The following is a 23,673-nucleotide window of genomic DNA, read 5'->3' as shown; positions in this document are numbered from 1 at the left end:
TTCAAACGTAGCTAACCGCGATGATTTCGTACTCGCGCACGCCGCCCGGCGCCTGCACCGATGCAACGTCGCCTTCCGACTTGCCGATCAATGCGCGCGCGATCGGCGAGCTGATCGAGATCAGACCGTGGTCGATGTCCGCTTCATCGTCGCCGACGATCTGGTATTTGACCTTCGCACCGGAATCGAGGTCTTCGAGTTCGAGCGTCGCGCCAAACACCACGCGCCCGTCCGCTTCGACCGCTGCCGGGTCGATCACCTGCGCCCCGGCCAGCTTCGATTCGATTTCGGCAATGCGGCCTTCGATGAAACCCTGCTTTTCCTTCGCCGCGTCGTATTCCGCGTTTTCCGACAGATCGCCTTGGGCACGCGCTTCCGCGATCGAATTGATCACCGAGGGACGCTCAACCGATTTCAGGCGCTGCAATTCATCGCGCAACATTTCCGCGCCGCGCTTAGTCAATGGAACAGTGCTCATAAACAACTCTATGCAAAAAACAGCCGTAAAAAAAATCACCGCGGTTAAGTGCATTCCGCGGGGGCCAGAGCGCCGGACAAAGCCCGGGGCCCAGCACCTGCGGAACGCCGCTTAACCGCGGCACTTACATCTTGGACAGGTATTCGAAGCCTTAGTTTAGGCGAGCGTGAAGACCTTGTAAATCATAGACTTCCAAGTCCTTCAAATAGCGCAAACCTTCAACCGCGGCCCGTGCGCCCGACATCGTCGTGTAGTACGTGACCTTGTTCGCCTGCGCGCTCATGCGGATCGAACGCGAGTCGGCGATCGCGGCACGGGTTTCGTCGACGGTCGTGAAGACCAGCGCGATTTCACCGTTCTTGATCATGTCGACGATGTGCGGCCGGCCGTCCTTCACCTTGTTGACGACCTTGACCGGCACACCGGCCGCTTCGATTGCGGCTGCCGTGCCCTTGGTCGCGACGATCGGATAGCCGAGTTCGTGCAGCATGCGCGCGACTTCGACGGCCTTCGGCTTGTCGGCATCCATCACGGTCAGCAGTACCGTGCCCGACTCCGGCAGACGCGAGCCTGCGGCGAGCTGCGACTTGAACAGCGCTTCGCCGAACGTTTGACCCACGCCCATCACTTCACCCGTGGAGCGCATTTCCGGTCCGAGCACCGGATCGACTGCTGGGAACTTGACGAACGGGAACACGGCTTCCTTCACGCTGAAGTACGGCGGATCGATTTCCTTCGTCACGCCCTGTTGCGCGAGCGTCTGGCCGACCATCGCGCGCGCGGCAATCTTGGCGAGCGGCAGGCTGGTCGCCTTCGAGACGTACGGCACGGTACGCGAGGCACGCGGGTTCACTTCGAGCACGTAGATCACGTCTTCTTTCGAACCATCCGCCTGCGGCACTTGTTGAATCGCGAACTGCACGTTCATCAGGCCGATCACGTTCAGCGCCTTGGCCATCGCACCGGTCTGACGCTTCAGCTCGGCAATCGTTTCCTTCGACAGCGAGTACGGCGGCAGCGAGCAAGCCGAGTCGCCCGAGTGAACGCCTGCCTGTTCGATGTGCTCCATCACGCCGCCGATGAACACGGCTTCGCCATCCGAGATGCAATCCACGTCGCATTCGATCGCGTCGTTGAGGAAGCGGTCGAGCAGCACCGGTGAATCGTTCGAGACCTTCACGGCCTCGCGCATATAGCGCTCGAGGTCACGCGGCTCGTGGACGATTTCCATGGCGCGGCCACCCAGCACGTACGACGGACGCACCACCAGCGGGTAGCCGATTTCTTCAGCAAGCTTGAGCGCTTCGTCTTCAGCACGCGCGGTGCGGTTCGGCGGCTGACGCAGGCCAAGGTCCTGCAGCAGCTTCTGGAAACGCTCGCGGTCTTCGGCGGCGTCGATCATGTCCGGCGACGTGCCGACGATCGGCACACCGTTCGCTTCGAGATCGAGTGCGAGCTTCAGCGGCGTCTGACCGCCGTACTGCACGATCACGCCAACCGGCTTTTCCTTGTCGACGATTTCGAGCACGTCTTCGAGCGTCAGCGATTCGAAGTACAGACGATCGGACGTGTCGTAGTCGGTCGAAACCGTTTCAGGGTTGCAGTTGACCATGATCGTTTCGTAGCCGTCTTCGCGCATGGCGAGCGCAGCGTGCACGCAGCAGTAGTCGAACTCGATACCCTGGCCGATCCGGTTCGGGCCGCCACCCAACACCATGATCTTCTTGTTGTTCGTGGGGTTCGCTTCGCACTCTTCCTCGTAGGTCGAGTACATGTAAGCGGTTTTCGTGGCGAATTCGGCCGCGCACGTGTCGACGCGCTTGTAGACCGGGCGCACGTTCAACTCGATACGGCGCTGGCGCACTTCCGCCGGCTTCGCGCCGAGCAGCTTGGCCAAACGGCGATCCGAGAAGCCGCTTTGCTTCAGATACTTGAGCTCTTCCTTCGACAGGCTTGCCAGCGTACGGCCGGCCAGCGCCTTTTCCTTCAGGATGATCTGTTCGATCTGCGCGAGGAACCACGGGTCGATCGAGGTCTCTTCGAAGATCTCTTCGGCTGTCATGCCGACCCGGAACGCGTCGCCGACATACCAGATGCGATCCGGACCGGCTTCGCCGATCTCGCGGATGATCTCGTCGCGGTTATTGGTCTTTTCGTCGAGACCATCCACGCCCACTTCGAGGCCACGCAGCGCCTTCTGGAACGATTCCTGGAAGGTGCGGCCGATTGCCATCACTTCGCCGACCGACTTCATTTGCGTGGTCAGACGCGCATCGGCTTCGCGGAATTTCTCGAATGCGAAACGCGGAATCTTGGTGACGACGTAGTCGATCGTCGGTTCGAACGATGCCGGGGTTTGACCGCCGGTGATTTCGTTCTTCAGCTCGTCCAGCGTGTAGCCTACCGCCAGCTTTGCCGCGACCTTGGCGATCGGGAAGCCGGTCGCCTTCGAGGCCAATGCCGACGAACGCGACACGCGCGGGTTCATTTCGATCACAATCATCCGGCCATCTTTCGGATTGATCGAGAACTGCACGTTAGAACCGCCCGTGTCCACGCCGATCTCGCGCAGCACGGCGAGCGATGCGTTACGCAGGATCTGATATTCCTTGTCCGTGAGCGTTTGCGCCGGCGCGACGGTGATCGAGTCGCCGGTGTGGATGCCCATCGGGTCCAGGTTTTCGATCGAGCAAACGATGATGCAGTTATCCTTCTTGTCGCGGACCACTTCCATCTCGTACTCTTTCCAGCCGAGCAGCGATTCTTCGATCAGCAGCTCACGCGTAGGCGACAGGTCGAGACCGCGCTTGCAGATCTCTTCGAATTCGTCGCGGTTGTACGCGATACCGCCGCCCGAACCGCCCAACGTGAACGACGGACGGATCACGACCGGATAACCGCCGCTGCCCGTTTGCGTCGCGATGTCGGCCTGCACCTGGAGTGCTTCTTCCATCGAATGCGCGGTGCCCGACTTGGCCGAACCGAGGCCGATCTTGGTCATCGCGTCTTTGAACTTCTGACGGTCTTCCGCCTTGTCGATCGCTTCCGGCGAGGCGCCGATCAGCTCGACCTTGTACTTCTCCAGCACGCCGTGCGCGTGCAAATCGAGCGCGCAGTTCAGCGCGGTCTGGCCGCCCATCGTCGGCAGGATCGCGTCCGGACGCTCCTTGGCGATGATGCGCTCCACCACTTCCCACGTGATCGGCTCGATGTAGGTGACGTCGGCCGTGTTCGGGTCGGTCATGATCGTCGCCGGATTGCTGTTGACGAGAATGACCTTGTAGCCTTCCTCACGCAGCGCCTTGCATGCCTGTGCGCCCGAGTAGTCGAACTCGCACGCCTGGCCGATGATGATCGGACCCGCGCCGATGATGAGGATGCTTTTAATGTCTGTCCGCTTGGGCATAACGCTCTCGCTAATGTATTCCTGAATTCTTTCCGTCGGCGCGCTGCGTTGATACGTTGCGCGCGCTCTGTTGTGTGCGGCTCGCTGCGCTTGTGCGCTGAGGCGCTGTTCGCGCCGCAAGCCGTGCGCCGCCTGGGCGCCTCACACTCTATTGCTTATGCCGCTGTCGCCTTGCCGGCCTTCTTCGTGTCCATCAACGCGGTGAAGCGATCGAACAGATAGGCGATGTCGTGCGGACCGGGCGATGCTTCCGGGTGGCCCTGGAAGCAGAACGCCGGCTTGTCGGTCAGCGCGAAGCCTTGCAGCGTGCCGTCGAACAGCGAGATGTGCGTGACCTTGGCGTTGGCCGGCAGCGTGTCGGCGTCGACCGCGAAACCGTGGTTCTGCGACGTGATGACCACGCGGCCGTCTTCGAGATCCTTGACCGGATGGTTCGCGCCGTGGTGGCCCGTCTTCATCTTCAGGGTCTTGGCGCCGAGCGCGAGGCCCATGATCTGGTGGCCGAGACAGATGCCGAACGTCGGAATGCCGCGCTCGATCAGCTCTTTGGTCGCCGCGATTGCGTAGTCGCACGGTTCCGGATCGCCGGGGCCGTTCGACAGGAACACGCCGTCCGGGTTGAGCGCGAGCGCATCAGCCGCGGAAGCTTGCGCCGGCAGCACGGTGACGTGGCAGCCGCGCTCAGCCAGCATGCGCAGAATGTTGTACTTCACGCCGTAATCGAACGCGACCACGCGGTACTTCGGCGCGTTCTGCGTGCCGTAGCCGGTGCCTAGACGCCATTCGGTCTGGGTCCATTCGTAGCTTTCCTTGGTCGACACGACCTTCGCGAGGTCCATGCCCGACAAACCCGGGAACGAGCGCGCGAGTTCGATTGCCTTCGCTTCGTCGTCCGAACCGGCCAGAATGGCGCCGTTCTGCGCACCCTTGTCGCGCAGCACGCGCGTCAGCATACGGGTGTCGAGACCGGCGATGGCGACCACGCCTTCGTCCTTCAGGTATTGCGGGAGCGTGCGCTCCATGCGGAAGTTCGACGCGAGAACCGGCAGATCACGGATGATCAGGCCGGCGGCATGGACTTTCGTGGCTTCGACGTCTTCGGCATTCACGCCGACATTACCGATGTGCGGATACGTGAGGGTCACGATCTGGCGCGCGTAGCTCGGGTCGGTCAGGATTTCCTGATAACCGGTGATAGCGGTGTTGAACACGACTTCGCCGATCGTATGCCCGGGGGCGCCGATCGAGTAACCACGAAAGACCGTGCCGTCGGCGAGTGCGAGCAAAGCGGGAGAAAATGACGGCAACACGGGAGACTCCTTGGGGAACACCCTGTTGCCGACCTGTCTATCCGACTGCGAGCCGCAGCGAAACGCACCGGCAAGGATGCGCGCGCAGACTCGCTCGCGTACTGCTAGCGACGTCGCAAGGGGCGCGATGGGTCCATTGTGTGGACGGCTCGGGCTGGGGTGCGGGGCGTCAAAAGCGCGCGGCGGATGAACGGTATGGGAGAGGTAGGCGCTAGGGTGCGGGTTGATAAGCTCAAACCTTGAAATTATAGCGTGAAACTACCCTTCCCTCCAAATCCGAGATGGGGCGCCGGCAGAGCGGCGCGCCCTCCCAAACGGGTCGAAGTCTTGCTGCGCATGGCTCAGAAGCCGGCCTACAAAATTTGCGAGGGCCAGAATCGGGATAGCGCCGGTAAATATGACCCGGCCGGCCGAACCCTCTATAACGACCTTAAACCTGCCGCTCGGCGTGCGCGTGCGCCGGCTGAAGCTCTGCGCGGCCGGGCAATACGTACCAGATCGCGCTTAACAATTGCAGCGCCATCAGAATGCCCCAGGCGGTCAGATGTGCGGCGGCCGGATAGTGTCCGCCACTGGCCGGCCAGTGCGACAACACTGCGCCGACACCGATCTGAAACCCAAAAATCAGCAAAAAAATGATCAGCGTCAGGGTGGTATTCACCCGGCCGATCATCTGCGCCGGGAAGTGCCGCGCCATCACCGCGTAGCTGAGAATCCCGGTCCCGCCAAAGATCCCATACGCGGCCCACAGGAGGCTCGCGGGCAGCGGCGCATTGAACATGATCAGCAACTGGGTCACGACGAACAGCGCCATACCGATGCCGCAAAACACGTACAGCGAGATACCGCGCCGCTCGAGGCTGCGCGCCGCCGCGCCGAAGCCCACACAGCCGGCCATCATCGCGAAGCCGAGAATCGATACCAGCGCGGCAGCTTCTCGCGGCTCGAAGCCCTGCACGTCGCGCAACCAGGCGCCAACCCACAGCGATTGCATCGCGTAGAACACACCTTGCGTCACGACTGAAAACGACGCGATCTTCCAGAACGCCGCGCTCTTCAGGATGTGCAAAGTGCCCTTGAACTGGGCGCCGAGACTTGCCTGGTGATGTGTTTCCTTTGCGTCCGGCGCGAGGGTCCACTGCGCGACCGCCACAAGAACCGTCAGCAAGCCCAAGCCGACGCAGACCGCGCGCCAACTGGCGAAACCCAGCACCCACGTGAGTGGCGAGCCGACCATCACGCCGCCGAAGCCGCCAATTGCCATCACCAGCCCGTTCATCAGCGGCAACCGTGCCGACGCGAAATGCTGGGCCAACGCCTTGAAGGCGGCGCCGAGACACACGGACACGCCGACGCCGATCAGCAGACGCCCGATCATCATCGCGCCAACGCCGTGCGCCGCGCCGAACACCCAGATTCCCAGCGCGGCAAATAGCAGAGTGGCCGCCGTCACCCGACGCGCGCCGAAGTGGTCGAGCAACACACCCGCCGGAATCTGCGCACCCGCGAAGCCGAGGAAATACAGACTGGTCAGCAAACCGAGATCAGTGGCCGACAAGCCGAGATCGTGCGTGATGAAGGGCGCAAAGCCCAGATTGACGCCGCGAAACAGGTACGAAACGAAGTAACCGGCAGAAAACAGGAGGAAAACGCGCAACTGGGTGGACGACATGAGCTTTGAAAAGAGCGGCCGACAAGGCCTGAGCACGAACGATAAATGAAATGAGCGAAATTCGCCTGATTTGATCTGCAGAATGAAAAACGCCGTCACCCTGAGGTGACGGCGTCGGAATAACACGGTGCGTGATCGGAGCGCAATTCATGCGCTGCCCCCGCAACGCATGTGGTCACTACCGTGGAGCCGCTTTTTGGTCTACTTACCCTTCTTCGCGTTGGCCACGGTCTTCTGGCGGCTATCTGCCGCGGCCTTCGACGCCTTGCTGGACGTGGAAGCCGACACCTTCGTCACCTTGCCCTTGGTGGCGCCGGACGTTGTCGGCTTGCTCGCTTTAACCACCGGATCAGATACCTTCACCACGGCGGAACGGCCACGACCCTTCTTCTTATCGTAGCGCGAATCGTTCTTCGTGTCTGTGACACGGGTGCCGATCTTCTCGACGCCGCCGCCCTGCACGTCGGTTGCGATGCGCTCGGGACCCGGTTCGCTCGGCATCGCCTTGCCGACCGGCACGTGCAGCACGATCACCTGGCCGCGCGAAACCTGATCGCGATGCGTGCGATTCCACGCTTTCAATTGACCGATCGAAACGCCGTAACGCACTGCGATCGCGGCCATGGATTGATTGCGACGCACGCGGATCAGCATCTTGCGCGTGTCGGGAACGTCAGGCTCCATGGCGAGCACGGCGCTTTCCGCGACGTCGGCGCTGATGTCTTCGTCGTCGTCCGAACCACGCGGCACCACGATCGTGGAGCCCGGTTTCAAACGCATGCCGGCCGGAATCTTGTTCACTTCCATCAGCGTGTCGGCGTCGACACCGATCTTTTGCGCGATAGCCGCCGGTGCCGAACGCTCCGTGACCGTGTACGTGGTCCAGGACGACAGCGAGCCGGAATAGGCCTTCAGATTACGTTCGAAGGCGCTGGCGTTATCGAACGGCAGCAGGATTTGCGGCTGCGTGGCGCCGAGAATCACCGGCTTCCTGAACGACGGGTTCAGCGAGCGGAATTCGTCCGGCGACAGATTGGCGAGTTTCGCCGCCATGTCCACGTCGATGTCGTGCGAAGTCGTGACCGTGACGAAATACGGGTGATTTGGAATCGACGGCAGCGTGAGCCCGTACATCTGCGGGTTCATCACGATGTTCTTCACCGCCTGCAGTTTGGGCACGTAGTTGCGCGTCTCGTTCGGCATGCGCAGGCTGAGGTAGTCGGTGGGCAGACCCGCCGCTTCGTTGCGCGCGATCGCGCGCTGCACGTTACCCTCACCCCAGTTGTACGCGGCGAGCGCCAGTTGCCAGTCGCCGAACATGTCATGCAGACGCGACAGGTAGTCGAGCGCGGCGCTAGTCGAAGCCAGCACGTCGCGGCGCTCGTCCTGCCACATGTTCTGCTTGAGGTTGTAGGTGCGGCCCGTGCCCGGCATGAACTGCCACATGCCCGCGGCCTTCGCCACCGACAACGCCTGCGGGCTGTACGCGGATTCGATGAACGGCAGCAACGCGAGCTCGGTCGGCATATTGCGCGCCTCGAGCTCTTCGACGATGTGGTACAGGTATTTCTGCGAGCGCTCGGTCATGCGCTGCACGTAATCCGGGCGCTGCGCATACCAGTTGACCTGCATGTCGACGAGGTCGGTTTGCAGATCCGGCATTTGAAAACCACGGCGAATACGGCCCCACAAATCGGCGTCCGCGCTCGTCAGTTGACTGACCGAGCCTTGATCGACGTTGATCGTCTCTTTGGCGGTGGCTGTCTTGCGAAGGGCGTCGGCTACGGCTTGCTGGCTGGCGAGGTTTGTTGCGGTGGTAGGGCTATTCGTCGCCGGTCCCTGACTCGCGCAAGCGGCGAGTGTCAGGACCAACAACGCACTAAAGATAAATCGCATGAACGTCTCGGCTTCCACAAGGGCTGGAATTTGCAGCCGATAGTACGAAACGGCAACGTTTACGTCAATCGGAAAATTACGAAAAATATCAAGGAAATCTTGGGCTTGGCGAATTTTTGCGATTCTTCGCGTGAGCAATACCCTGATGCTGAACGGGTCAACGGAAGCGGTTTTTCCATTCGCGCATCAGCGTAAATGCCGCCAAACGATCGGACACTTTTTCGTGCAACTGCTCCTGCAAGGTGGCGCGAATCGCCGGACTGTCGGCGCGTAAAAACGGATTCACGGCGCGTTCGTGGGCGATGGTAGTGGGCAGCGTCGGCACATGGCGAGCGCGCAATTCGCTCGCCGTGTCGCGCCAGGCTTGCAGTTCGGCGTTGCCCGGTTCGCAGGCGAGCGCGAAGCGGATGTTCGACAAGGTGTACTCGTGGGCGCAGTGAACCTCGGTCGCGCCGGGCAGCGCGGCCAGCGAATCCAGCGACGCCAGCATCTGCGTGGGCGTGCCTTCGAACAAGCGGCCGCAGCCACATGCGAACAGCGTGTCGCCACAAAACACGTGCGGCGTGCCGCGCGGGTCGGCCGCCTGAAAATAGGCGATGTGACCGCTCGTGTGACCAGGCACGTCGAGCACGCTGAATTCGAGCGCGGGGGCCGCAATCGTCACATGATCGCCGTTTTTGAGACGATACGTGAGATGCTGGATCGCCTCGCCAGCGGGGCCGTACACGGGAACGGCCTGGCCGTTCAGCAGATCGGCCACCCCACCGACATGGTCTTGGTGATGGTGGGTGAGTAAAATAGCGCTCAGCCGCCAACCCCGTTTCGCCAGATATGCGCGCACGGGGGCGGCCTCACCCGGATCGACGACCACCGCATGATGCCCGTCGGAAACGACCCAGATGTAATTGTCTTCAAACGCCGGGACCGGTACGTACTCGAGCGCATTCATAGGCGACGCATTCTCTGATATGACTGATCGAGCAATTATAGACTGGCCTGCCTGGACCGATTCGCCGCCAGGGCGCTACGTACTCGAGTGGGAACAGACCCAGCTCGATCGCGTGGTGTCCGACGTGTTCGGTTACCATGCGCTGCAACTCGGCCTGCCGCAGCTCGACGCGTTGCGCGAGAACCGCATGCCGTGCCGCGGGCTTGTGCTCGACGCAGCGAGCGGCGCGAGCGCGCCCTACACTTTTCCGCGCGGCCTCGGGCGCGCCGGGAACGGCTCGGGCAAGAACATGGGTAACAGCGCCGCGCAGGGTCTGCCCGCGGGTTTGCCTGCGCCCGCTGGGCGCAGCGCGGTCTGGTGCGATCTGCTCGACTTGCCGTTCGAAGCACAAAGCGTCGACCTGATCGTGATGCCGCATACGCTGGAATTCACGAGCGACCCGCACCGGCTGCTGCGCGAAGCGGAGCGCGTGCTGATGCCCGAAGGACAGTTGATCATTCTCGGCTTCAATTCGCTGTCGCTGTGGGGCGCGCGCCAATCGGTCGGCAAGATGACCGGCCGGCCGTTCGTGCCCGCCGCAGTCGACCTGATCGCCTTCACGCGCCTGAAAGACTGGATCAAATTGCTGGGTTTCGACCTTGAACGCGGGCGCTTCGGCTGCTATCGTCCGCCGCTCGGCAGCGAACAATGGCTGTCCCGCTATGGCTTCATGGAAGCCGCCGGCGACCGCTGGTGGCCGATTTTCGGCGCCACCTACATGATCAAGGCGATCAAGCGCGTGCGTGGCATGCGCCTCGTCGGCCCGCTGAAAGTGAAGAAACCTGTCCTCGCCGCGGGCCTCGCGCCCGCCGCCACTCCGAACACACGCAACCACACTCAATGACTCCCGACATCATCGATATTTACACCGACGGCGCCTGCAAGGGCAACCCCGGCCCCGGCGGCTGGGGCGCGCTGCTGCGCTTCGGCGACCAGGAAAAAGAACTGTTCGGCGGTGAGCCCAACACCACTAACAATCGTATGGAACTGATGGGCGTGATCGCCGCGCTCGAAGCGCTCAAGCGTCCCTGCAAGGCCGTCGTGCACACCGACTCGCAGTACGTGCAGAAAGGCATCAGCGAATGGATTCACGGCTGGAAGAAAAAAGGCTGGATCACCGCCGCGAAGCAACCGGTGAAGAATGCCGATCTCTGGAAGCGGCTCGATGCGCTCGTCGCGCAGCACGAAATTGAATGGCGCTGGGTGCGCGGTCACAATGGCCACCCGGAAAACGAACGCGCGGATCAACTGGCCAATCGCGGCGTCGCGTCACTCGCGGAAATGTGACGCGTGCCATGACGCCCGCTGCAACAATCACTCGCGCGCCCTTCTTTTTTTGCTGATTTTTTTTAGAGCAGGCTAATCCGACATGCGTCAAATCATCCTCGATACCGAAACCACCGGCCTGAATGCACGAACCGGCGACCGGATCCTTGAACTCGGTTGCGTCGAAATGGTGAACCGCCGGCTCACGGGCAACAACCTGCATTTCTATATCAACCCGGAACGCGAAAGCGATCCGGGCGCTTTGGCGGTCCACGGGCTGACCACCGAGTTCCTGAGCGACAAGCCGAAGTTCGCCGAGATCGCCGACCAGATTCGCGACTTCATTCAGGACGCGGAACTGATCATTCACAACGCGCCGTTCGACATCGGCTTTCTCGATGCCGAATTTGCGTTGCTAGGTTTGCCGCCGGTGAAAACCTACTGCGGCGAGATCATCGATACGCTCGCGCGCGCCAAGCAGATGTTCCCGGGCAAGCGCAATTCGCTCGACGCGCTGTGCGACCGCTTCGGCATCAGCAACGCACACCGCACCTTGCACGGCGCACTGCTCGACTCGGAACTGCTTGCCGAGGTTTATCTGGCGATGACGCGCGGCCAGGAGAGCCTCGTCATCGACATGCTCGGCGATTCGCACGGCGGCGGCGATGCGAGTGCACCGCGCATCGCGATCGATTCGCTGAATCTGGTCGTGATCGCCGCGAGCGACGACGAAGTCGCCGAACATCAGGCCGTGCTCGACGGTCTCGACAAAGCGGTCAAAGGCACGAGCGTGTGGCGTCTCGAACCGGCTCCGGCTGCGGCCGCGGATGAGCAAACCGCTTAAAAAGTACTAGACGAGTCGAAAAATCCCTGACATAATTCGGCTCTCTTCGGGTGGTTAGCTCAGCGGTAGAGCACTGCCTTCACACGGCAGGGGTCACAGGTTCAATCCCTGTACCACCCACCAGATTCGCTGGTTCCCGAAGAACCACAAGAGAAAGCCCTTAGACGAAAGTCGAGGGCTTTTTTGTTTTTGATTCAAGTGCGCGTACGTTGGTAGGCATCTGCGCCCGCTCTGCTTCGAAGTCAACACCGAACTTCCGTACGATTGCGGCGGCCAAATACTGCTGATATAGTCAGTTTTCGGGCACTTGCCCCGTCCATTCCTTCACTTCATTCGACTACAGGGAGGCGTCACATGTTCGCAGTGCATATCGCTCTCCCTGGGATGGCCTCACGACCATTCTCGCGACTTTAAGTTTGTCGCGTTGTCGCTCACGCGGTGCTGCCTGATCAGGCGTTCCGCGCAATTCCCAGACAGTCCGTAGTCCCATTGCCGGCATTGCTGTCAACACAGCGCGGCTCGCTTGACTGTCTCTTCCTTTCGCTTCTTGACTGGAACCTCGGTGCGCTCACGCGCCACCGGGTCGTGGCAAATGACTAGAAAAAAACTCGACTTTCGTGGACAAGCCTTCAAGGACGTCCTCGGCTTTACCTTCCGTCACTGGGCCAAACAGCCCTGGCGCATCTTCGTCACTGCGGCGTTGGTGCTGCTCTCGGCATTGGCCGACGTACTCACGCCGATGTTCGCCGGACGGCTCGTCGACGCGATCGCATCCGGCTCCGCCAGTAACGCCGTCGCGTGGCACGCGGCGATCACGGCCTTCTGCGTGCTGGGTGCGCTCGGGCTCGGCGCCGAGCTGCTTCGTCAAGGCGTGTTCTTCAACCTCATCAGGCTGACGCTCAAGATGATGAGCGAGATCGCCGGCAACGCCTTTCATCGCGTGCAGCGTTTTTCGACAGACTGGCATGCCAACAGCTTCGCCGGATCCACCGTGCGCAAGATCACGCGCGGCATGTGGGCACTCGACCTGCTCAACGACACGTTGCTGGTCGCGTTGCTGCCGTCGCTGGTCATGCTGGTCGGCGCAACGGTGCTGCTCGGCTGGCGCTGGCCGATGATGGGCGCGGTTGTCGGTATCGGTTCGGTGCTCTATATCGCGGTGACCGTGGCGCTGTCGCTCGGCTTCGTTGCGCCCGCCGCGCGCCTCGCTAACGCGTGGGACACACGCATGGGTGGCGCCCTCGCCGACGCGGTCAGTTGCAACGGCGTGGTGAAAGCGTTCGGCGCCGAAGATCGCGAAGAAGCCCTGCTCGAGCGCGTGATCGTCAAGTGGCGTCATCGCACGCGCCGCACGTGGATTCGCGGCACGATCAACGGCGGCGTACAAGGCAGCATGCTGGTGGCGATTCAGGCCGCCATTCTCGGCGTCGCGTTGCTGTTGTGGGTGCGCGGCGAGGCGAGTGTCGGCGACATCACCTTCGCGCTGACGATGTTCTTCATGCTGCAAGGCTATCTGCGCGACGTGGGCATGCACATCCGCAACCTGCAGCGTTCGGTCAACGACATGGAAGAACTGGTGTCGCTGGAGAGCCAGCCGCTGGGTATCGAAGACCGTCCCGGCGCAGGCCCGATCGCGATCGGCAAAGGCGAAATTCGCTTCGAGCACGTTACCTTCCACTACGGTGCGAAGGCCACGCCGCTCTACGACAACTTCTCCGTGCGCATCGCGCCAGGAGAACGCGTCGGACTGGTCGGACATTCGGGTTCGGGGAAGACGACTTTCATCAAGCTGATCCAGCGGCTCTACGACATTTCAGAAGGCCGGATCACGATCGACGGTCAGGATATTGCCCGTGTGCAGCAGGCGTCGTTGCGCAGCCAGATCGCGATCGTTCAGCAGGAGCCGGTGCTGTTTCACCGCTCGCTGGCGGAGAACATCGCCTATGCACGGCCCGACGCGAGCCGTGCCGAGATCGAACGCGCCGCGAAGCTCGCGAGTGCGCACGGCTTTATCTCGGCGCTGCCTCAAGGCTACGACACGCTGGTGGGCGAACGCGGCATCAAGCTCTCGGGTGGCGAACGTCAGCGCGTCGCGATCGCGCGGGCGTTTCTCGCGGACGCGCCGATCCTGATTCTGGACGAAGCGACTTCGAGCCTCGATAGCGAAAGCGAAGTGCTGATCCAGCAGGCCATGGAACGGCTGATGATGGGCCGCACGACGCTGGTGGTGGCGCACCGCCTCTCCACCGTGCGAGCGCTGGACAGACTGCTGGTGCTGGACAAGGGCAAGGTCATCGAGGAAGGCAGTCACGAGGCGTTGATCAGACTCGAGAACGGCTTGTACAGGCGCTTGTTCGAACGTCAGGCGCTGGAGTTGATCAAGGGCCTGGGCGATTCGGAGGTCGCGCACAAGACCAATGCCGCGAAAGCGAATCGACTCGATGATTCGGACTTGCTCGTCGAGAAGTAAATTAAGAAAAAGCATGCGGGACGTCCTGCAGAAGCCGCCGTAACAGGCGCTTTCTGCAGGCGCTCGCCCCCTAACGCACGCCTACACCACGCCCGCAGGCAGCCCGATGCCGCGCGCCATGCCGGTCGCCGCGAACACCATCAACACCAGCAGCACGGTCTGGATCACACTGAAACGCGCATACGTACGCGCCTTTCGCAAATCAGGCGTGGCGCCTTTTCTGATGCTGGCGCGCCAGCGCATCAGGCCGAGCATCGTCGGGACTTCGAGAATGAGGATCAGCACGAGCAGCGTCATCTTCAAGTGAAAGAGCGGTTCATGCAGGTAATAGTCGGCGCCCTTTTCGAAACCGCCGAAGGCGCGCATCAGACCGGTGACGATCAGCACCAAAGCCGAAAGACCCCAGCGCGAGTCGGAGCGGAATACGGATCGCAGCGCAGCAGGCACGCTGGCTCGCCGAAGTGACCAGGTGCGCCGGAGAATCGACGCGAGGGCAAAGCCATAAGCAAGTAGATGAAGGGCGGCAAGCAACCAGCGAACCAGCATAGCGACTCCTGCAAACGACGCAATACGATCGATGTATCTCTCACTCGCCCGCCGAAACGCCGGGCGGCACTTTTTCTTACATGTCTTATTATCGACTACCGCACTTTACGACGTCTGCTTCACCCGCGCGTTGTAGCTGACCGAACGAAGCGACAGTTTCAGACTTGCCGCAACGATGTGTCGAGCGCTCGCGCGGCGACCCGATCGCCCTCGGTAGTCAGCGCGGTGCGGAACACGGTTTGCCGGTTGTGGCCCGCCGCAGCCGGCGAATCCCACAGCAATTCGATTTTCGGACGTCGGCCGAAGCCGCCGCGCACCAGCGCAGGCGCGCCGACCGAACCGAGCGGCGCCGCAGGTCCACCCGCCTCGCCGGCAACACCGAACGCCACCGCAGGAGCAGGCGCCGACGGCGCGCTCATGCCAGGGGCCGCCGCCCAGCGCACGGACAATTCGCGGGCGTCGTACTGCCCTACCTTGCGACGCTCGGCCCAGACGACCACCGTGCGTGTGGCCGGATCGAGCGCGACCGCATAGCGGCCGATCGCAAAGCGTCGCGCGGCGATATTGGTTCGCCACAGCGCGCGCGGCCGGCAAATCCACACGACCGCCGCGTACAACGCCGGTGCCGCCAACAGCCAGCCGTTGGTAGCCGCCACCGCCTGCGCGGCGCGCCGCCAACCGGCGCTCGCCGCAAACGCGCCGACCGACCAGACAGCAAACAGGAATCCGAGGAAAGCAAACAGGCGCACTGCCTGCCGCAACCATTGCGGCAGCGGATGCAACGGACGCTCAGCCACGGCGCGGGCGCCCGGCAGGAAGATCAGCAGGAACAGGAACACCAGGTTGATGCACGCCCACGGCGAAGACACCATCGCCGACAACGACGCGCCCAGGTCCATCTGCGCCATCGAAAAAAGCCAGCGAGTGAGGAGCACGAGACCGATGGCGCGCAGCGCGAAAATCATTCCGGCGCCGGGCGCCGCGTTCGCACGCGTCTCTTTCGTTCTCGCCAAAGCATCCTCCTGTCGTCGACGGCGCCGCAGCCAGATTTGCGGCAGGGCCATTATAGGGATATTACCGAGACAGGCTCATGCTTGCCGGTCCCAAAACCGTACTTTCTGCCGCATACGCGCAAAATCTCGGCGCGCATGCAACAACGCCCCGCAGGCGAGATGCACGCGGGGCGTTGCTGGGGCAGCCGGACCATCGATCACCGGGCGCCGAAAGTGCGCGCCCGGCCAGCCGGTCTGGCTGCTTTTACGTACCGTACTTAGCTGGCGCTCAGCTGGCGTTAACTTCGCGCAGCACCGTGCGATGCTTCTGACGCAGCAACTCTTCGTAGGCGGCGACGTAGTTCTGCGCCATCACTTTCGACGAGAAGCGCGATTCGAATGCGGCACGCACCTTGGTGCGCGGCAGCGTGTGCAGACGCTTCACTGCGGCGACCGCACTGATTTCGTCTTCGACGACAAAACCCGACACGCCGTTTTCGATCACTTCCGGCACCGAACCACGGTTGAACGCGATCACCGGCGTACCGCAAGCCATTGCTTCGATCATCACCAGACCGAAGGGCTCCGGCCAGTCGATCGGGAACACCAGTGCATGCGCGTTGCCGAGGAACTCACGCTTTTCGCTTTCGCCGATTTCGCCAATGTATTCGACGTGCGGGAGCGCCATCAGCGGCTTGATCACTTCTTCGTAATAGGCACGATCGGCCTTGTCGATCTTGGCGGCGACCTTGAGCTTCATGCCTGCCTGGCCGGCGATGCGGATCGCACGGTCGAGACCCTTCTCCGGCGAGACACGGCCAAGGAATGCGAGGTAGCCCGGCTCGACGTCCTTGATCGGCGTGAGCACGTTTTCCGGCAGGCCGTGATAAACGGTTTGCAGCCAGTTCGCCTGTTGCAGCGGGATGCGCTGGTTGTCCGAAATCGACACCACCGGCACGTCGTTGAACGTGTTGAAGATCGGCTGCAGTTCCGGCAGATCGAGACGGCCGTGCAGTGTGGTCAGGAACGGCACCGGCTGGCGGGCGAACAGCGAGAACGGGTAGTAGTCGATGTGGAAATGCAGCACGTCGAATTCGTCCGCACGGCGGCGCACTTCTTCGAGCAGCAGCATGTGCGGCGCCATCACGTCGCGGATGGTCGGGTCGAGGCGCAATGCCTGCGGCCAGAACGCTTCGAGCTTCGCCGAGGTTTGCGAATCGCCGCTTGCGAAAAGCGTGACGTCATGGCCCTGTTCAACCAGCGCTTCGGTCAGGTAGGACACCACGCGTTCCGTCCCGCCGTAAAGCTTGGGAGGAACCGCCTCGTGCAAGGGAGCGATTTGAGCGATTCGCATAATGAAGAACTCCTCGTAAAAAATCAGGCAAAAGTACTGCGTTTGGTAAAAGCGATTCGCTTGCTCGCCAGGGCAGTCTGGCCGGATATGCCGGCGCGGGCCTGATTCTTTCGAGAAATCCTGCGATGGATCGCTTGGGTAGTGAGCCCAGATCAGCAGTTTGCTGTCTGCGCATGTGCCGGTAAACGCACACATGACACCTACGTTGACAAACTGTCAGATATTTCGGTGGGCTAGCAGAGCATGCATTATCAATGCCGGGGATCTCGCTGCACCACAACATTTCAAAGTCTTTACGTTGTTACAAAGGCGAAACACTTTACAAACCCTTGTTTTATAAGACAGTTCTACAGTAGCAACTGGCTTGCAACGCTGACCCGAATACGGCAGCTGTAAGGTCCTGAGTCAACTTTGCCGGCAGGCATTGAAGAAATGCCGCACCGCAGTTGAATGCAATTTGTAATTATATCCCGAAATATTCCGCAGCCTGCGTGAACCACCGCCCGATCGGCGGGTCGAGCAACAGTAGGTCGCGGTCGTCTATCGCGAAATCAGTCGCGCCATCGCCCGGATACACAGGGCGCAATCGCTTTTGCATGTTTACAATGCGAAGCATCGGCTTCGCGGCGAACGCTTTTGCTGTGGCCCATGCCTTGCATGCACAACCTGAAACACACCGACCTCACGATCAATTGGAACACTTAACCATCGCCCAGCGTAACGCCCAGAACGCAAAGCTTGCGAGCTATGCGCACAGGCCGCTTGCGTTTCTTTTCCGCTTTATTCGCCGCCATCCGCTCGCGCATGCGATCGTCCTGTGCAGCGTGTTCGCGGCCGTGGGCTGTGCGCTCGCTTCGCAATACGCGATCAAGCATCTGATCGATGTGCTCGGCGAAGGCCGGCATCATCCCGGTCCGCTGTGGGGCGCGTTCGCCATCCTGGTTGGTTTGATCGCCGCCGACAACCTGCTGTGGCGGGTCGGCGGATGGGTGGCCGCGCATACCTTCGTAGCCGTGACCGGCGACCTGCGGCGCGACCTCTTCCAGTATCTGAGCGGCCACTCGCCGACTTACTACTCGGAGAAACAGCCGGGCATGCTGGCGAGCCGCATCACGGCAACCTCGAACGCGGTCTACACGGCCGAGAACACCACCGCCTGGAACGTGCTGCCGCCGTGTATTGCCGTGCTCGGCGCGATCGTCATGATCACCGCCGTGAATCCGCTGATGGCCGGCGGCCTGATGCTGTGCTCGGCCATTCTGTCGGTCGTGCTCTACAAACTTGCCGGGCGTGGCTCGGCGCGGCATCACCATTTCGCCACCAAAGCAGCGTCGGTGGACGGTGAGCTGGTCGACGTGATCAGCAACATGGGCCTCGTGCGGGCCTTCGGCATGACGTTTCGCGAGCAGCAGCGTTTCGGCGCGACCGTCAAAGCGGAGATGGAAGCGCGCCAGCAGAGCCTGCTGTATCTGGAAAAGCTGCGCCTGCTGCATGCGGTGATCACGGCGCTGCTCTCAGCCGGCTTGCTGGGCTGGGCGCTGTGGCTGTGGGATCAAGGGAAGGCGACCTCCGGCGACATCGTGCTGGTCAGCTCGCTCGGCTTCACGATTCTGCACGGCACGCGTGATCTGGCCGTGGCGCTGGTCGACGTCACGCAGCACGTCGCGCGGCTCGCGGAAGCCGTTCGCACCCTGCTCGAGCCGCACGGCATGCCGGACCGCGATGGCGCTACCGAACTCGTGCCGCAAGGCGGCCGGGTCGATTTCGAAGCCGTGACGTTCGCCTACCCGCGCCGCCGGCCGATTCTCGATCACTTCGATCTGCATATCGAGCCGGGCCAGCGGGTCGGCCTGATCGGCAAGTCGGGCGCGGGCAAATCCACCGTGCTGGCGCTGCTGCAACGCTTCTACGAGACGCAGGGCGGCGCCATCAAGATCGACGGACAGGACATCGCCGCGATTACCCAGGACAGCCTGCGCCACGCAATCGCACTGGTGCCGCAGGATATTTCCCTGTTCCATCGCACGGTGTATGAAAACATCGCCTACGGCCGCCCTGAGGCGACCCGGGAAGAAGTGGTCGCTGCCGCGCGCGAAGCCCGCTGCAGCGATTTCATCGAAGCCATGCCGGAAGGATTCGACACGATCGTCGGCGACCGCGGCGTCAAGCTCTCCGGCGGACAGCGCCAGCGCATCGCGATTGCGCGCGCGATCTTGAAGAACGCACCGATCCTGCTGCTCGACGAAGCCACCTCGGCGCTCGACAGCGCATCGGAAGAAGCGATTCAGAAGGCGCTCGACCGCTTGATGGTGGGCCGCACGGTGATCGCGATCGCGCACCGGTTGTCGACGCTGAATAACTTCGACCGGATCATCGTGATGAGCCAGGGCAAGGTTATCGACGACGGCAGTCCGGAAGAGTTGCGCCAGCGGCCGGGCCTGTATCGCGATCTGCTCTCGAAGCAGTACGGCAAGGGCACCACGCTGCATGTCGGCGGCAAGAAGGTGGATGAACAGCACGTGGTCTAGTCAACACACCGCCTTCTGCTGCTTCAGCGAGAATCGCAGCAGCAACAAACAAAAAAGCCGCTTCCTAGCGGCTTTTTTGTTTTCCAGAGGCAATTCTAATTGGCCTCGAAACCACCTATCCGACCGTGGTTTCGCGCGCCGTCTTCTTGCCCGATCCGGCACGCACCTTCACGGTTCTGGTGCTTTTCGCACCATCGACGCGCTGAAGATCGCGCATGAAGTTGTCGCGCCACACCGATACGTTGTTCTCGCGCAGCTGCACCATCATGTCGCGATGACGCGCCTGACGCTCCACAAGCGGCATCTCCAGCGCTCGCGCCAGCGCCTCGGCCATGCCGTCAATGTCGACCGGATTCACGATCAGCGCACCATCCAGTTCCTGCGCGGCGCCGGCAAAGCGTGACAGCACGAGCACGCCCGGATTGTCCGGATCCTGCGCCGACACGTACTCCTTGGCGACGAGGTTCATGCCGTCGCGCAACGGCGTGACGTAGCCGACATGCGCGGTACGAAATAGCGCAGCCAGCACCGAGCGCTCGTACTGCTTATGGATGTACAGGATTGGTGTCCAGTCCAGTTCGGCAAAACGGCCATTGATGCGCCCCGACTCCCCTTCGAGTTGCAGGCGGATGTCCTGATACGCGTTCATGTCGGCCCGCGTCGGCGGTGCGATTTGCAGGAACGACACCTGGTTGCGTTGCGCGGTGAAATGTTCCAGCAAGCGCTCGAACGCGCGGAAACGTTCGACCAGCCCCTTCGAATAATCGAGGCGGTCCACGCTCATGATCAGCTTGCGCGAATGCAGTGCCGTCTTCATCGTGCGAACCGGCTTGCCGCGCTCGCCCGCCTTCGCGAGCTCGGCGATTTCGTCCGGATAGACGCCGATCGGATACGCCGCCGCGCGCAAGGTGCGGCCGAACGCATGGACCGTGAGCGGGCCGCTGGCGGATATGTCGACCGTGCCGTTCGCCTCATTGATGATGTAGTCGCAGAACGCCCGCAAATCCGGCGCGGTCTGGAAACCGAGCAGATCGAACGAGCACAGCGCTTCGACCAGCTCGCGATGCGGCGGCACGGCCAGCAATACCTGCGATGCCGGAAACGGAATATGCAGAAAGAAGCCGATGCGATTCTTCACGCCGGCCGCACGCAACGCCTGGGCGAACGGAATCAGGTGATAGTCGTGGACCCAGATCACGTCGTCTTCGCGCAATAGCGGGACCAGTTGCTGGGCGAGCCACGCGTTGACGCGGCAATAGCCTTCGAAATCGTGCCGGTCGTACTGCAGCAGATCGGCGCGATAGTGGAACGCGGGCCACAGCGTGGCGTTCGAGAAACCGCGGTAGTACTGGTCGTAGTCGCGGCGCATCAGCGCGATGGTCGCGAAGGTCACCGGCCCACGCTCTTCCACTTTGATCTGCGGCTGGCCCGAGCTCAGCACATCGCCGCTCCAGCCGAACCACATGCCGCCGGTTTCTTTCAGCGCGTCGTACACGCCGACTGCCAGGCCGCCCGCCGCTGGGCCGCCCTCCGAGATCGGCGCAACCCGGTTCGATACGATGATCAGTCGGCTCATGAAGCGCGATTCCCGATGCAGTAAGTCATAGTCGTTAGGGGATGAGGCGCCACGGGCGGTGTCAAGATCACGCTCCGCGCGCGGCCGCGACAATCGATTCCAGCCAGTCGAGCAGCGCCGTGACCGACTCGATTCGCGTATGCGCCATCGTGTCGCCCGCGCCTACTTTGATCGACAGGCCACCGCGCTCGTTGACGACGGCAAAGCCTTTCTCGTCGGTCAGATCGTCGCCGGCAAACACCGGCGTGCGCCCCACGAACGGCGGCTCTTCCAGGAACGCGCGCATCGCGCGGCCCTTGTCGACGTCCTTCGGCTTGATTTCGTAGACCATCTTGCCCGGCTGCAACACATACGAACCGGGATAATCGGCCACCAGCCGCTCGGTCGCCTCGCGCGCCACCGGCTCGCGGTCGGGCGCGTTGCGGTAGTGCAGCGCGAGCGCCGCCCCTTTGATCTCGAGCAGCATGCCGGGATGTTCGTTGACGACCTGCGCGAGCACCTGCTCCATACGCAACAGGCGCTCGTCGTGAAAACCGATGCGCTGTGTGTCGCCGTTCGCGTCGCGCCGCTCGGCGCCATGGAGACCCGCGATCGGCAGATCGGGCATGCCGAGAAAACTGTCGATGCTGTCGATGCCGCGGCCCGACACGATCGCGACCGCGCCGTTCGTGAGACTGCGCAACTCGGTCAGCAGCCCGATCACGCGCGGTTGCACCAGCACGCCGTCCGGCGTGGGCGCAAGTTCGACGAGCGTGCCGTCGAAGTCGAAGAAAAATGCCGTCTCACCAGGAGACAGAACAGCCGGAAGTGCTTGCATCGGTTAATTTTGCCTTTCAGCCTTCTGCGGCCGGAAAAGTGTGCGCATCTTACCGCGCATCCGTCAATTTTTCGAGAAAGTAAGCCGGGACACAAGCCTGGCAGGCCGGCGCAGCCGACGCCGCTCACGATTGCGTTCAAAAAGAGAACAATCGGGCTTCAGCGAGCTTTCAGTCGCCTGCGTCAAATTGCCTCGCAAACCGCGCGCCCGCGGGCGCTGCACGACGTCATCGAAGATTTTGCGATACAGTCGCTGCCACGCAGACCATTGCAGCGACGACCCTATTCGCACACCATGACAGGCCGCACGCCTGGCACGAATCAACCGAGTCCGTTCACGGGCAGCGTCACGCGCCGCTCTTCAATCGAGTCATTGAACCCTGCTTTGTTCCCCATCCTCTCGCCCCGCCACCAACAGTCGAACCGCTTAACGCCACGCCGGCCGTGGCCCGGGCGCCTGGTCGCGTTGACCGCGATGGTGGGCGCCCTCGCTGCGCTAACCGGCTGCACGCATCCCACCGAACCGTTCCAGTTGACCAACGTGACCGGCCACTTGCCGGATCTCGACTTCACGCTAACTGGCGACGACGGCCGCGCCGTAACCGGTGATTCGTTCAAAGGCCGCACGTCGCTCGTCTACTTTGGTTATACGCATTGTCCGGACGTCTGCCCAGAAACGATGGGCCGCCTGATGCAGGTACTCGGCAAACTCGGCCCTGACGCGCAAAAAGTGCGCATCCTGTTCATCACGGTTGATCCGGCGCGCGACACGCCCAAAGCGCTGCATGACTACGTCGGCGCCTTCGACTCGCAGCACGCCGAAGGCCTGACCGGCACCGACTGGCAGATCGAGTCGCTCGCCAAGCGGTACCGGGTCGCCTATCAGATGGAAAAGCGCGACCCCAACGGCAACTACGAAGTCACCCATAGCTCGGCCGTCTACGTGTTCGACCCGCAAGGCCACGCGCGCCTGCTCGCCACCGATCACGATACGCCCGATGCGATCGCACAAGACCTGCGCCGCATCGTTGATGACCGTTCCTGACCTTTCTCGAGTTCACCCATGTCGATCAAGATCAAAACGTTCGCCGCACTGAGCTGCACCCTCGCCCTCTCATTCGGTTTCGCATCGGCCGCGCATGCCGCCGGTGCGAACGCGATCAGCGTCAAGGACGCGTGGGTGCGCTGGCTGCCGAACAATCTCCCCGCCGCCGGCTACGTGACGCTGGTGAACGCGAGCGACAAGCCGGTCGACCTCGTCGATATTTCCAGCAACGATTACGGCGACGCGATGCTGCATCAAACCGTATCGAACGGCTCGACGCAAAAGATGGTGATGGTCGACAAGCTGACGGTGCCCGCACACGGCCAGGTGGCGATTGCGCCGGGCGGCTATCACGTGATGCTCGAAGACGCGAAGCACAAGGTCGCGCCGGGCGACACCGTGCATCTGACGCTGAAGTTCTCCGACGGCGAAACGCTCGATACACCGTTCGCCGTCAAGTCGCCCGCCCAGACCAAGTAACGCCTC

General features: G+C 62.2%; 18 protein-coding genes and 1 tRNA gene. 8 read left to right on the top strand and 11 right to left on the bottom strand.

The genetic code is table 11. From position 1 onward, the window contains the following. Window position 1 precedes the first annotated feature (1 nt). From greA to gloB, 6 genes are all read right to left on the bottom strand, one after another. Window positions 2–478, bottom strand: coding sequence for a transcription elongation factor GreA (greA, locus tag M0D66_RS06880; protein WP_054036257.1), 477 nt, complete (start codon window positions 476–478; stop codon window positions 2–4). A 151-nt stretch (window positions 479–629) separates the two neighbouring features. Further along, window positions 630–3,884 carry a carbamoyl-phosphate synthase large subunit gene (gene carB, locus M0D66_RS06875; protein ID WP_200618398.1) on the bottom strand — a complete coding sequence of 1,085 codons (3,255 nt, stop codon included), beginning with the start codon at window positions 3,882–3,884 and terminating at the stop codon, window positions 630–632. A 155-nt stretch (window positions 3,885–4,039) separates the two neighbouring features. Continuing rightward, window positions 4,040–5,194, bottom strand: coding sequence for a glutamine-hydrolyzing carbamoyl-phosphate synthase small subunit (carA, locus tag M0D66_RS06870; protein WP_054036255.1), 1,155 nt, complete (start codon window positions 5,192–5,194; stop codon window positions 4,040–4,042). A 430-nt stretch (window positions 5,195–5,624) separates the two neighbouring features. Next, window positions 5,625–6,866 carry a nitrate/nitrite transporter gene (locus tag M0D66_RS06865; RefSeq protein WP_200653107.1) on the bottom strand — a complete coding sequence of 414 codons (1,242 nt, stop codon included), beginning with the start codon at window positions 6,864–6,866 and terminating at the stop codon, window positions 5,625–5,627. A gap of 201 nt (window positions 6,867–7,067) precedes the next feature. Next, window positions 7,068–8,762, bottom strand: coding sequence for a transglycosylase SLT domain-containing protein (locus M0D66_RS06860; protein WP_266210407.1), 1,695 nt, complete (start codon window positions 8,760–8,762; stop codon window positions 7,068–7,070). A 157-nt stretch (window positions 8,763–8,919) separates the two neighbouring features. Beyond that, complete coding sequence (gene gloB / locus M0D66_RS06855; protein WP_266210406.1) at window positions 8,920–9,711, bottom strand: hydroxyacylglutathione hydrolase; 792 nt, start codon at window positions 9,709–9,711, stop codon at window positions 8,920–8,922. Window positions 9,712–9,730: 19 nt separating this feature from the next. Here gloB and M0D66_RS06850 point away from each other — a divergent pair, with 19 nt between their 5' ends. The 5 genes from M0D66_RS06850 to M0D66_RS06830 all read left to right on the top strand — a co-directional run bounded on the left by M0D66_RS06850 (window position 9,731) and on the right by M0D66_RS06830 (window position 14,330). Continuing rightward, window positions 9,731–10,594 (top strand): class I SAM-dependent methyltransferase, encoded by an 864-nt coding sequence (locus tag M0D66_RS06850; protein ID WP_093640385.1) that lies wholly within the window; start codon window positions 9,731–9,733, stop codon window positions 10,592–10,594. Next, window positions 10,591–11,037, top strand: coding sequence for a ribonuclease HI (gene rnhA / locus M0D66_RS06845; protein ID WP_266210405.1), 447 nt, complete (start codon window positions 10,591–10,593; stop codon window positions 11,035–11,037). Before M0D66_RS06850 ends, rnhA begins: the two co-directional genes overlap by 4 nt. 82 nt (window positions 11,038–11,119) lie before the next feature. Further along, window positions 11,120–11,860 carry a DNA polymerase III subunit epsilon gene (gene dnaQ / locus M0D66_RS06840; RefSeq protein ID WP_266210403.1) on the top strand — a complete coding sequence of 247 codons (741 nt, stop codon included), beginning with the start codon at window positions 11,120–11,122 and terminating at the stop codon, window positions 11,858–11,860. A gap of 48 nt (window positions 11,861–11,908) precedes the next feature. Further along, a tRNA-Val gene (locus M0D66_RS06835) sits at window positions 11,909–11,983 on the top strand. A gap of 469 nt (window positions 11,984–12,452) precedes the next feature. After that, window positions 12,453–14,330: an ABC transporter ATP-binding protein gene (locus M0D66_RS06830; protein ID WP_266210401.1), complete on the top strand. Its 1,878-nt coding sequence runs from the start codon at window positions 12,453–12,455 to the stop codon at window positions 14,328–14,330. A gap of 81 nt (window positions 14,331–14,411) precedes the next feature. On the opposite strand, the gene M0D66_RS06825 is transcribed toward M0D66_RS06830, so the two are convergent. The 3 genes from M0D66_RS06825 to M0D66_RS06815 all read right to left on the bottom strand — a co-directional run bounded on the left by M0D66_RS06825 (window position 14,412) and on the right by M0D66_RS06815 (window position 17,222). Then, on the bottom strand, window positions 14,412–14,876 hold the full coding sequence (locus M0D66_RS06825) for a DUF2214 family protein (protein ID WP_093640397.1): 465 nt from the start codon (window positions 14,874–14,876) through the stop codon (window positions 14,412–14,414). A gap of 158 nt (window positions 14,877–15,034) precedes the next feature. After that, window positions 15,035–15,889 carry a hypothetical protein gene (locus M0D66_RS06820; RefSeq protein ID WP_093640656.1) on the bottom strand — a complete coding sequence of 285 codons (855 nt, stop codon included), beginning with the start codon at window positions 15,887–15,889 and terminating at the stop codon, window positions 15,035–15,037. Between the two features lie 268 nt (window positions 15,890–16,157). Then, entirely contained in the window at window positions 16,158–17,222 is a 1,065-nt protein-coding gene (locus M0D66_RS06815) for a glycosyltransferase family 4 protein (protein ID WP_200653103.1), read from the bottom strand. Between the two features lie 692 nt (window positions 17,223–17,914). Between M0D66_RS06815 and M0D66_RS06810 the strand changes: the two genes are divergently transcribed. Continuing rightward, a complete protein-coding gene (locus tag M0D66_RS06810) occupies window positions 17,915–19,750 on the top strand; it encodes an ABC transporter ATP-binding protein (RefSeq protein ID WP_093640662.1) in 1,836 nt (611 codons plus the stop codon). A 115-nt stretch (window positions 19,751–19,865) separates the two neighbouring features. On the opposite strand, the gene otsA is transcribed toward M0D66_RS06810, so the two are convergent. After that, window positions 19,866–21,326 carry an alpha,alpha-trehalose-phosphate synthase (UDP-forming) gene (gene otsA / locus M0D66_RS06805; protein ID WP_200618390.1) on the bottom strand — a complete coding sequence of 487 codons (1,461 nt, stop codon included), beginning with the start codon at window positions 21,324–21,326 and terminating at the stop codon, window positions 19,866–19,868. Between the two features lie 67 nt (window positions 21,327–21,393). Continuing rightward, window positions 21,394–22,143, bottom strand: a complete 750-nt coding sequence (gene otsB, locus M0D66_RS06800; RefSeq protein ID WP_200653102.1) for a trehalose-phosphatase — start codon at window positions 22,141–22,143, stop codon at window positions 21,394–21,396. Between the two features lie 474 nt (window positions 22,144–22,617). Here otsB and M0D66_RS06795 point away from each other — a divergent pair, with 474 nt between their 5' ends. Both M0D66_RS06795 and M0D66_RS06790 read left to right on the top strand, forming a co-directional pair. Beyond that, the gene (locus tag M0D66_RS06795; protein ID WP_236077936.1) at window positions 22,618–23,187 is read left to right on the top strand and encodes an SCO family protein; all 570 of its coding nucleotides are present in this window, start codon (window positions 22,618–22,620) and stop codon (window positions 23,185–23,187) included. Window positions 23,188–23,205: 18 nt separating this feature from the next. After that, the gene (locus tag M0D66_RS06790; protein ID WP_054036246.1) at window positions 23,206–23,667 is read left to right on the top strand and encodes a copper chaperone PCu(A)C; all 462 of its coding nucleotides are present in this window, start codon (window positions 23,206–23,208) and stop codon (window positions 23,665–23,667) included. Window positions 23,668–23,673: the final 6 nt, after the last annotated feature.

The organism is Paraburkholderia sp. SECH2 (assembly GCF_030464795.1).
In the GTDB taxonomy this organism is placed as follows: domain Bacteria; phylum Pseudomonadota; class Gammaproteobacteria; order Burkholderiales; family Burkholderiaceae; genus Paraburkholderia; species Paraburkholderia aspalathi.
The sequence above is the reverse complement of the archived record's forward strand: the minus strand, read 5'-3'. Positions and strand labels throughout refer to the sequence as shown.

What these genes read in the sequence shown, in the direction of transcription:
- greA (WP_054036257.1), bottom strand. Translation starts at nt 478, where the DNA reads ATGAGCACTGTTCCATTGACTAAGCGCGGCGCGGAAATGTTGCGCGAT.
- carB (WP_200618398.1), bottom strand. Translation starts at nt 3,884, where the DNA reads ATGCCCAAGCGGACAGACATTAAAAGCATCCTCATCATCGGCGCGGGT.
- M0D66_RS06865 (WP_200653107.1), bottom strand. Translation starts at nt 6,866, where the DNA reads ATGTCGTCCACCCAGTTGCGCGTTTTCCTCCTGTTTTCTGCCGGTTAC.
- M0D66_RS06860 (WP_266210407.1), bottom strand. Translation starts at nt 8,762, where the DNA reads ATGCGATTTATCTTTAGTGCGTTGTTGGTCCTGACACTCGCCGCTTGC.
- gloB (WP_266210406.1), bottom strand. Translation starts at nt 9,711, where the DNA reads ATGAATGCGCTCGAGTACGTACCGGTCCCGGCGTTTGAAGACAATTAC.
- M0D66_RS06850 (WP_093640385.1), top strand. Translation starts at nt 9,731, where the DNA reads ATGACTGATCGAGCAATTATAGACTGGCCTGCCTGGACCGATTCGCCG.
- rnhA (WP_266210405.1), top strand. Translation starts at nt 10,591, where the DNA reads ATGACTCCCGACATCATCGATATTTACACCGACGGCGCCTGCAAGGGC.
- dnaQ (WP_266210403.1), top strand. Translation starts at nt 11,120, where the DNA reads ATGCGTCAAATCATCCTCGATACCGAAACCACCGGCCTGAATGCACGA.
- M0D66_RS06830 (WP_266210401.1), top strand. Translation starts at nt 12,453, where the DNA reads ATGACTAGAAAAAAACTCGACTTTCGTGGACAAGCCTTCAAGGACGTC.
- M0D66_RS06825 (WP_093640397.1), bottom strand. Translation starts at nt 14,876, where the DNA reads ATGCTGGTTCGCTGGTTGCTTGCCGCCCTTCATCTACTTGCTTATGGC.
- M0D66_RS06815 (WP_200653103.1), bottom strand. Translation starts at nt 17,222, where the DNA reads ATGCGAATCGCTCAAATCGCTCCCTTGCACGAGGCGGTTCCTCCCAAG.
- otsA (WP_200618390.1), bottom strand. Translation starts at nt 21,326, where the DNA reads ATGAGCCGACTGATCATCGTATCGAACCGGGTTGCGCCGATCTCGGAG.
- otsB (WP_200653102.1), bottom strand. Translation starts at nt 22,143, where the DNA reads ATGCAAGCACTTCCGGCTGTTCTGTCTCCTGGTGAGACGGCATTTTTC.
- M0D66_RS06795 (WP_236077936.1), top strand. Translation starts at nt 22,618, where the DNA reads ATGGTGGGCGCCCTCGCTGCGCTAACCGGCTGCACGCATCCCACCGAA.
- M0D66_RS06790 (WP_054036246.1), top strand. Translation starts at nt 23,206, where the DNA reads ATGTCGATCAAGATCAAAACGTTCGCCGCACTGAGCTGCACCCTCGCC.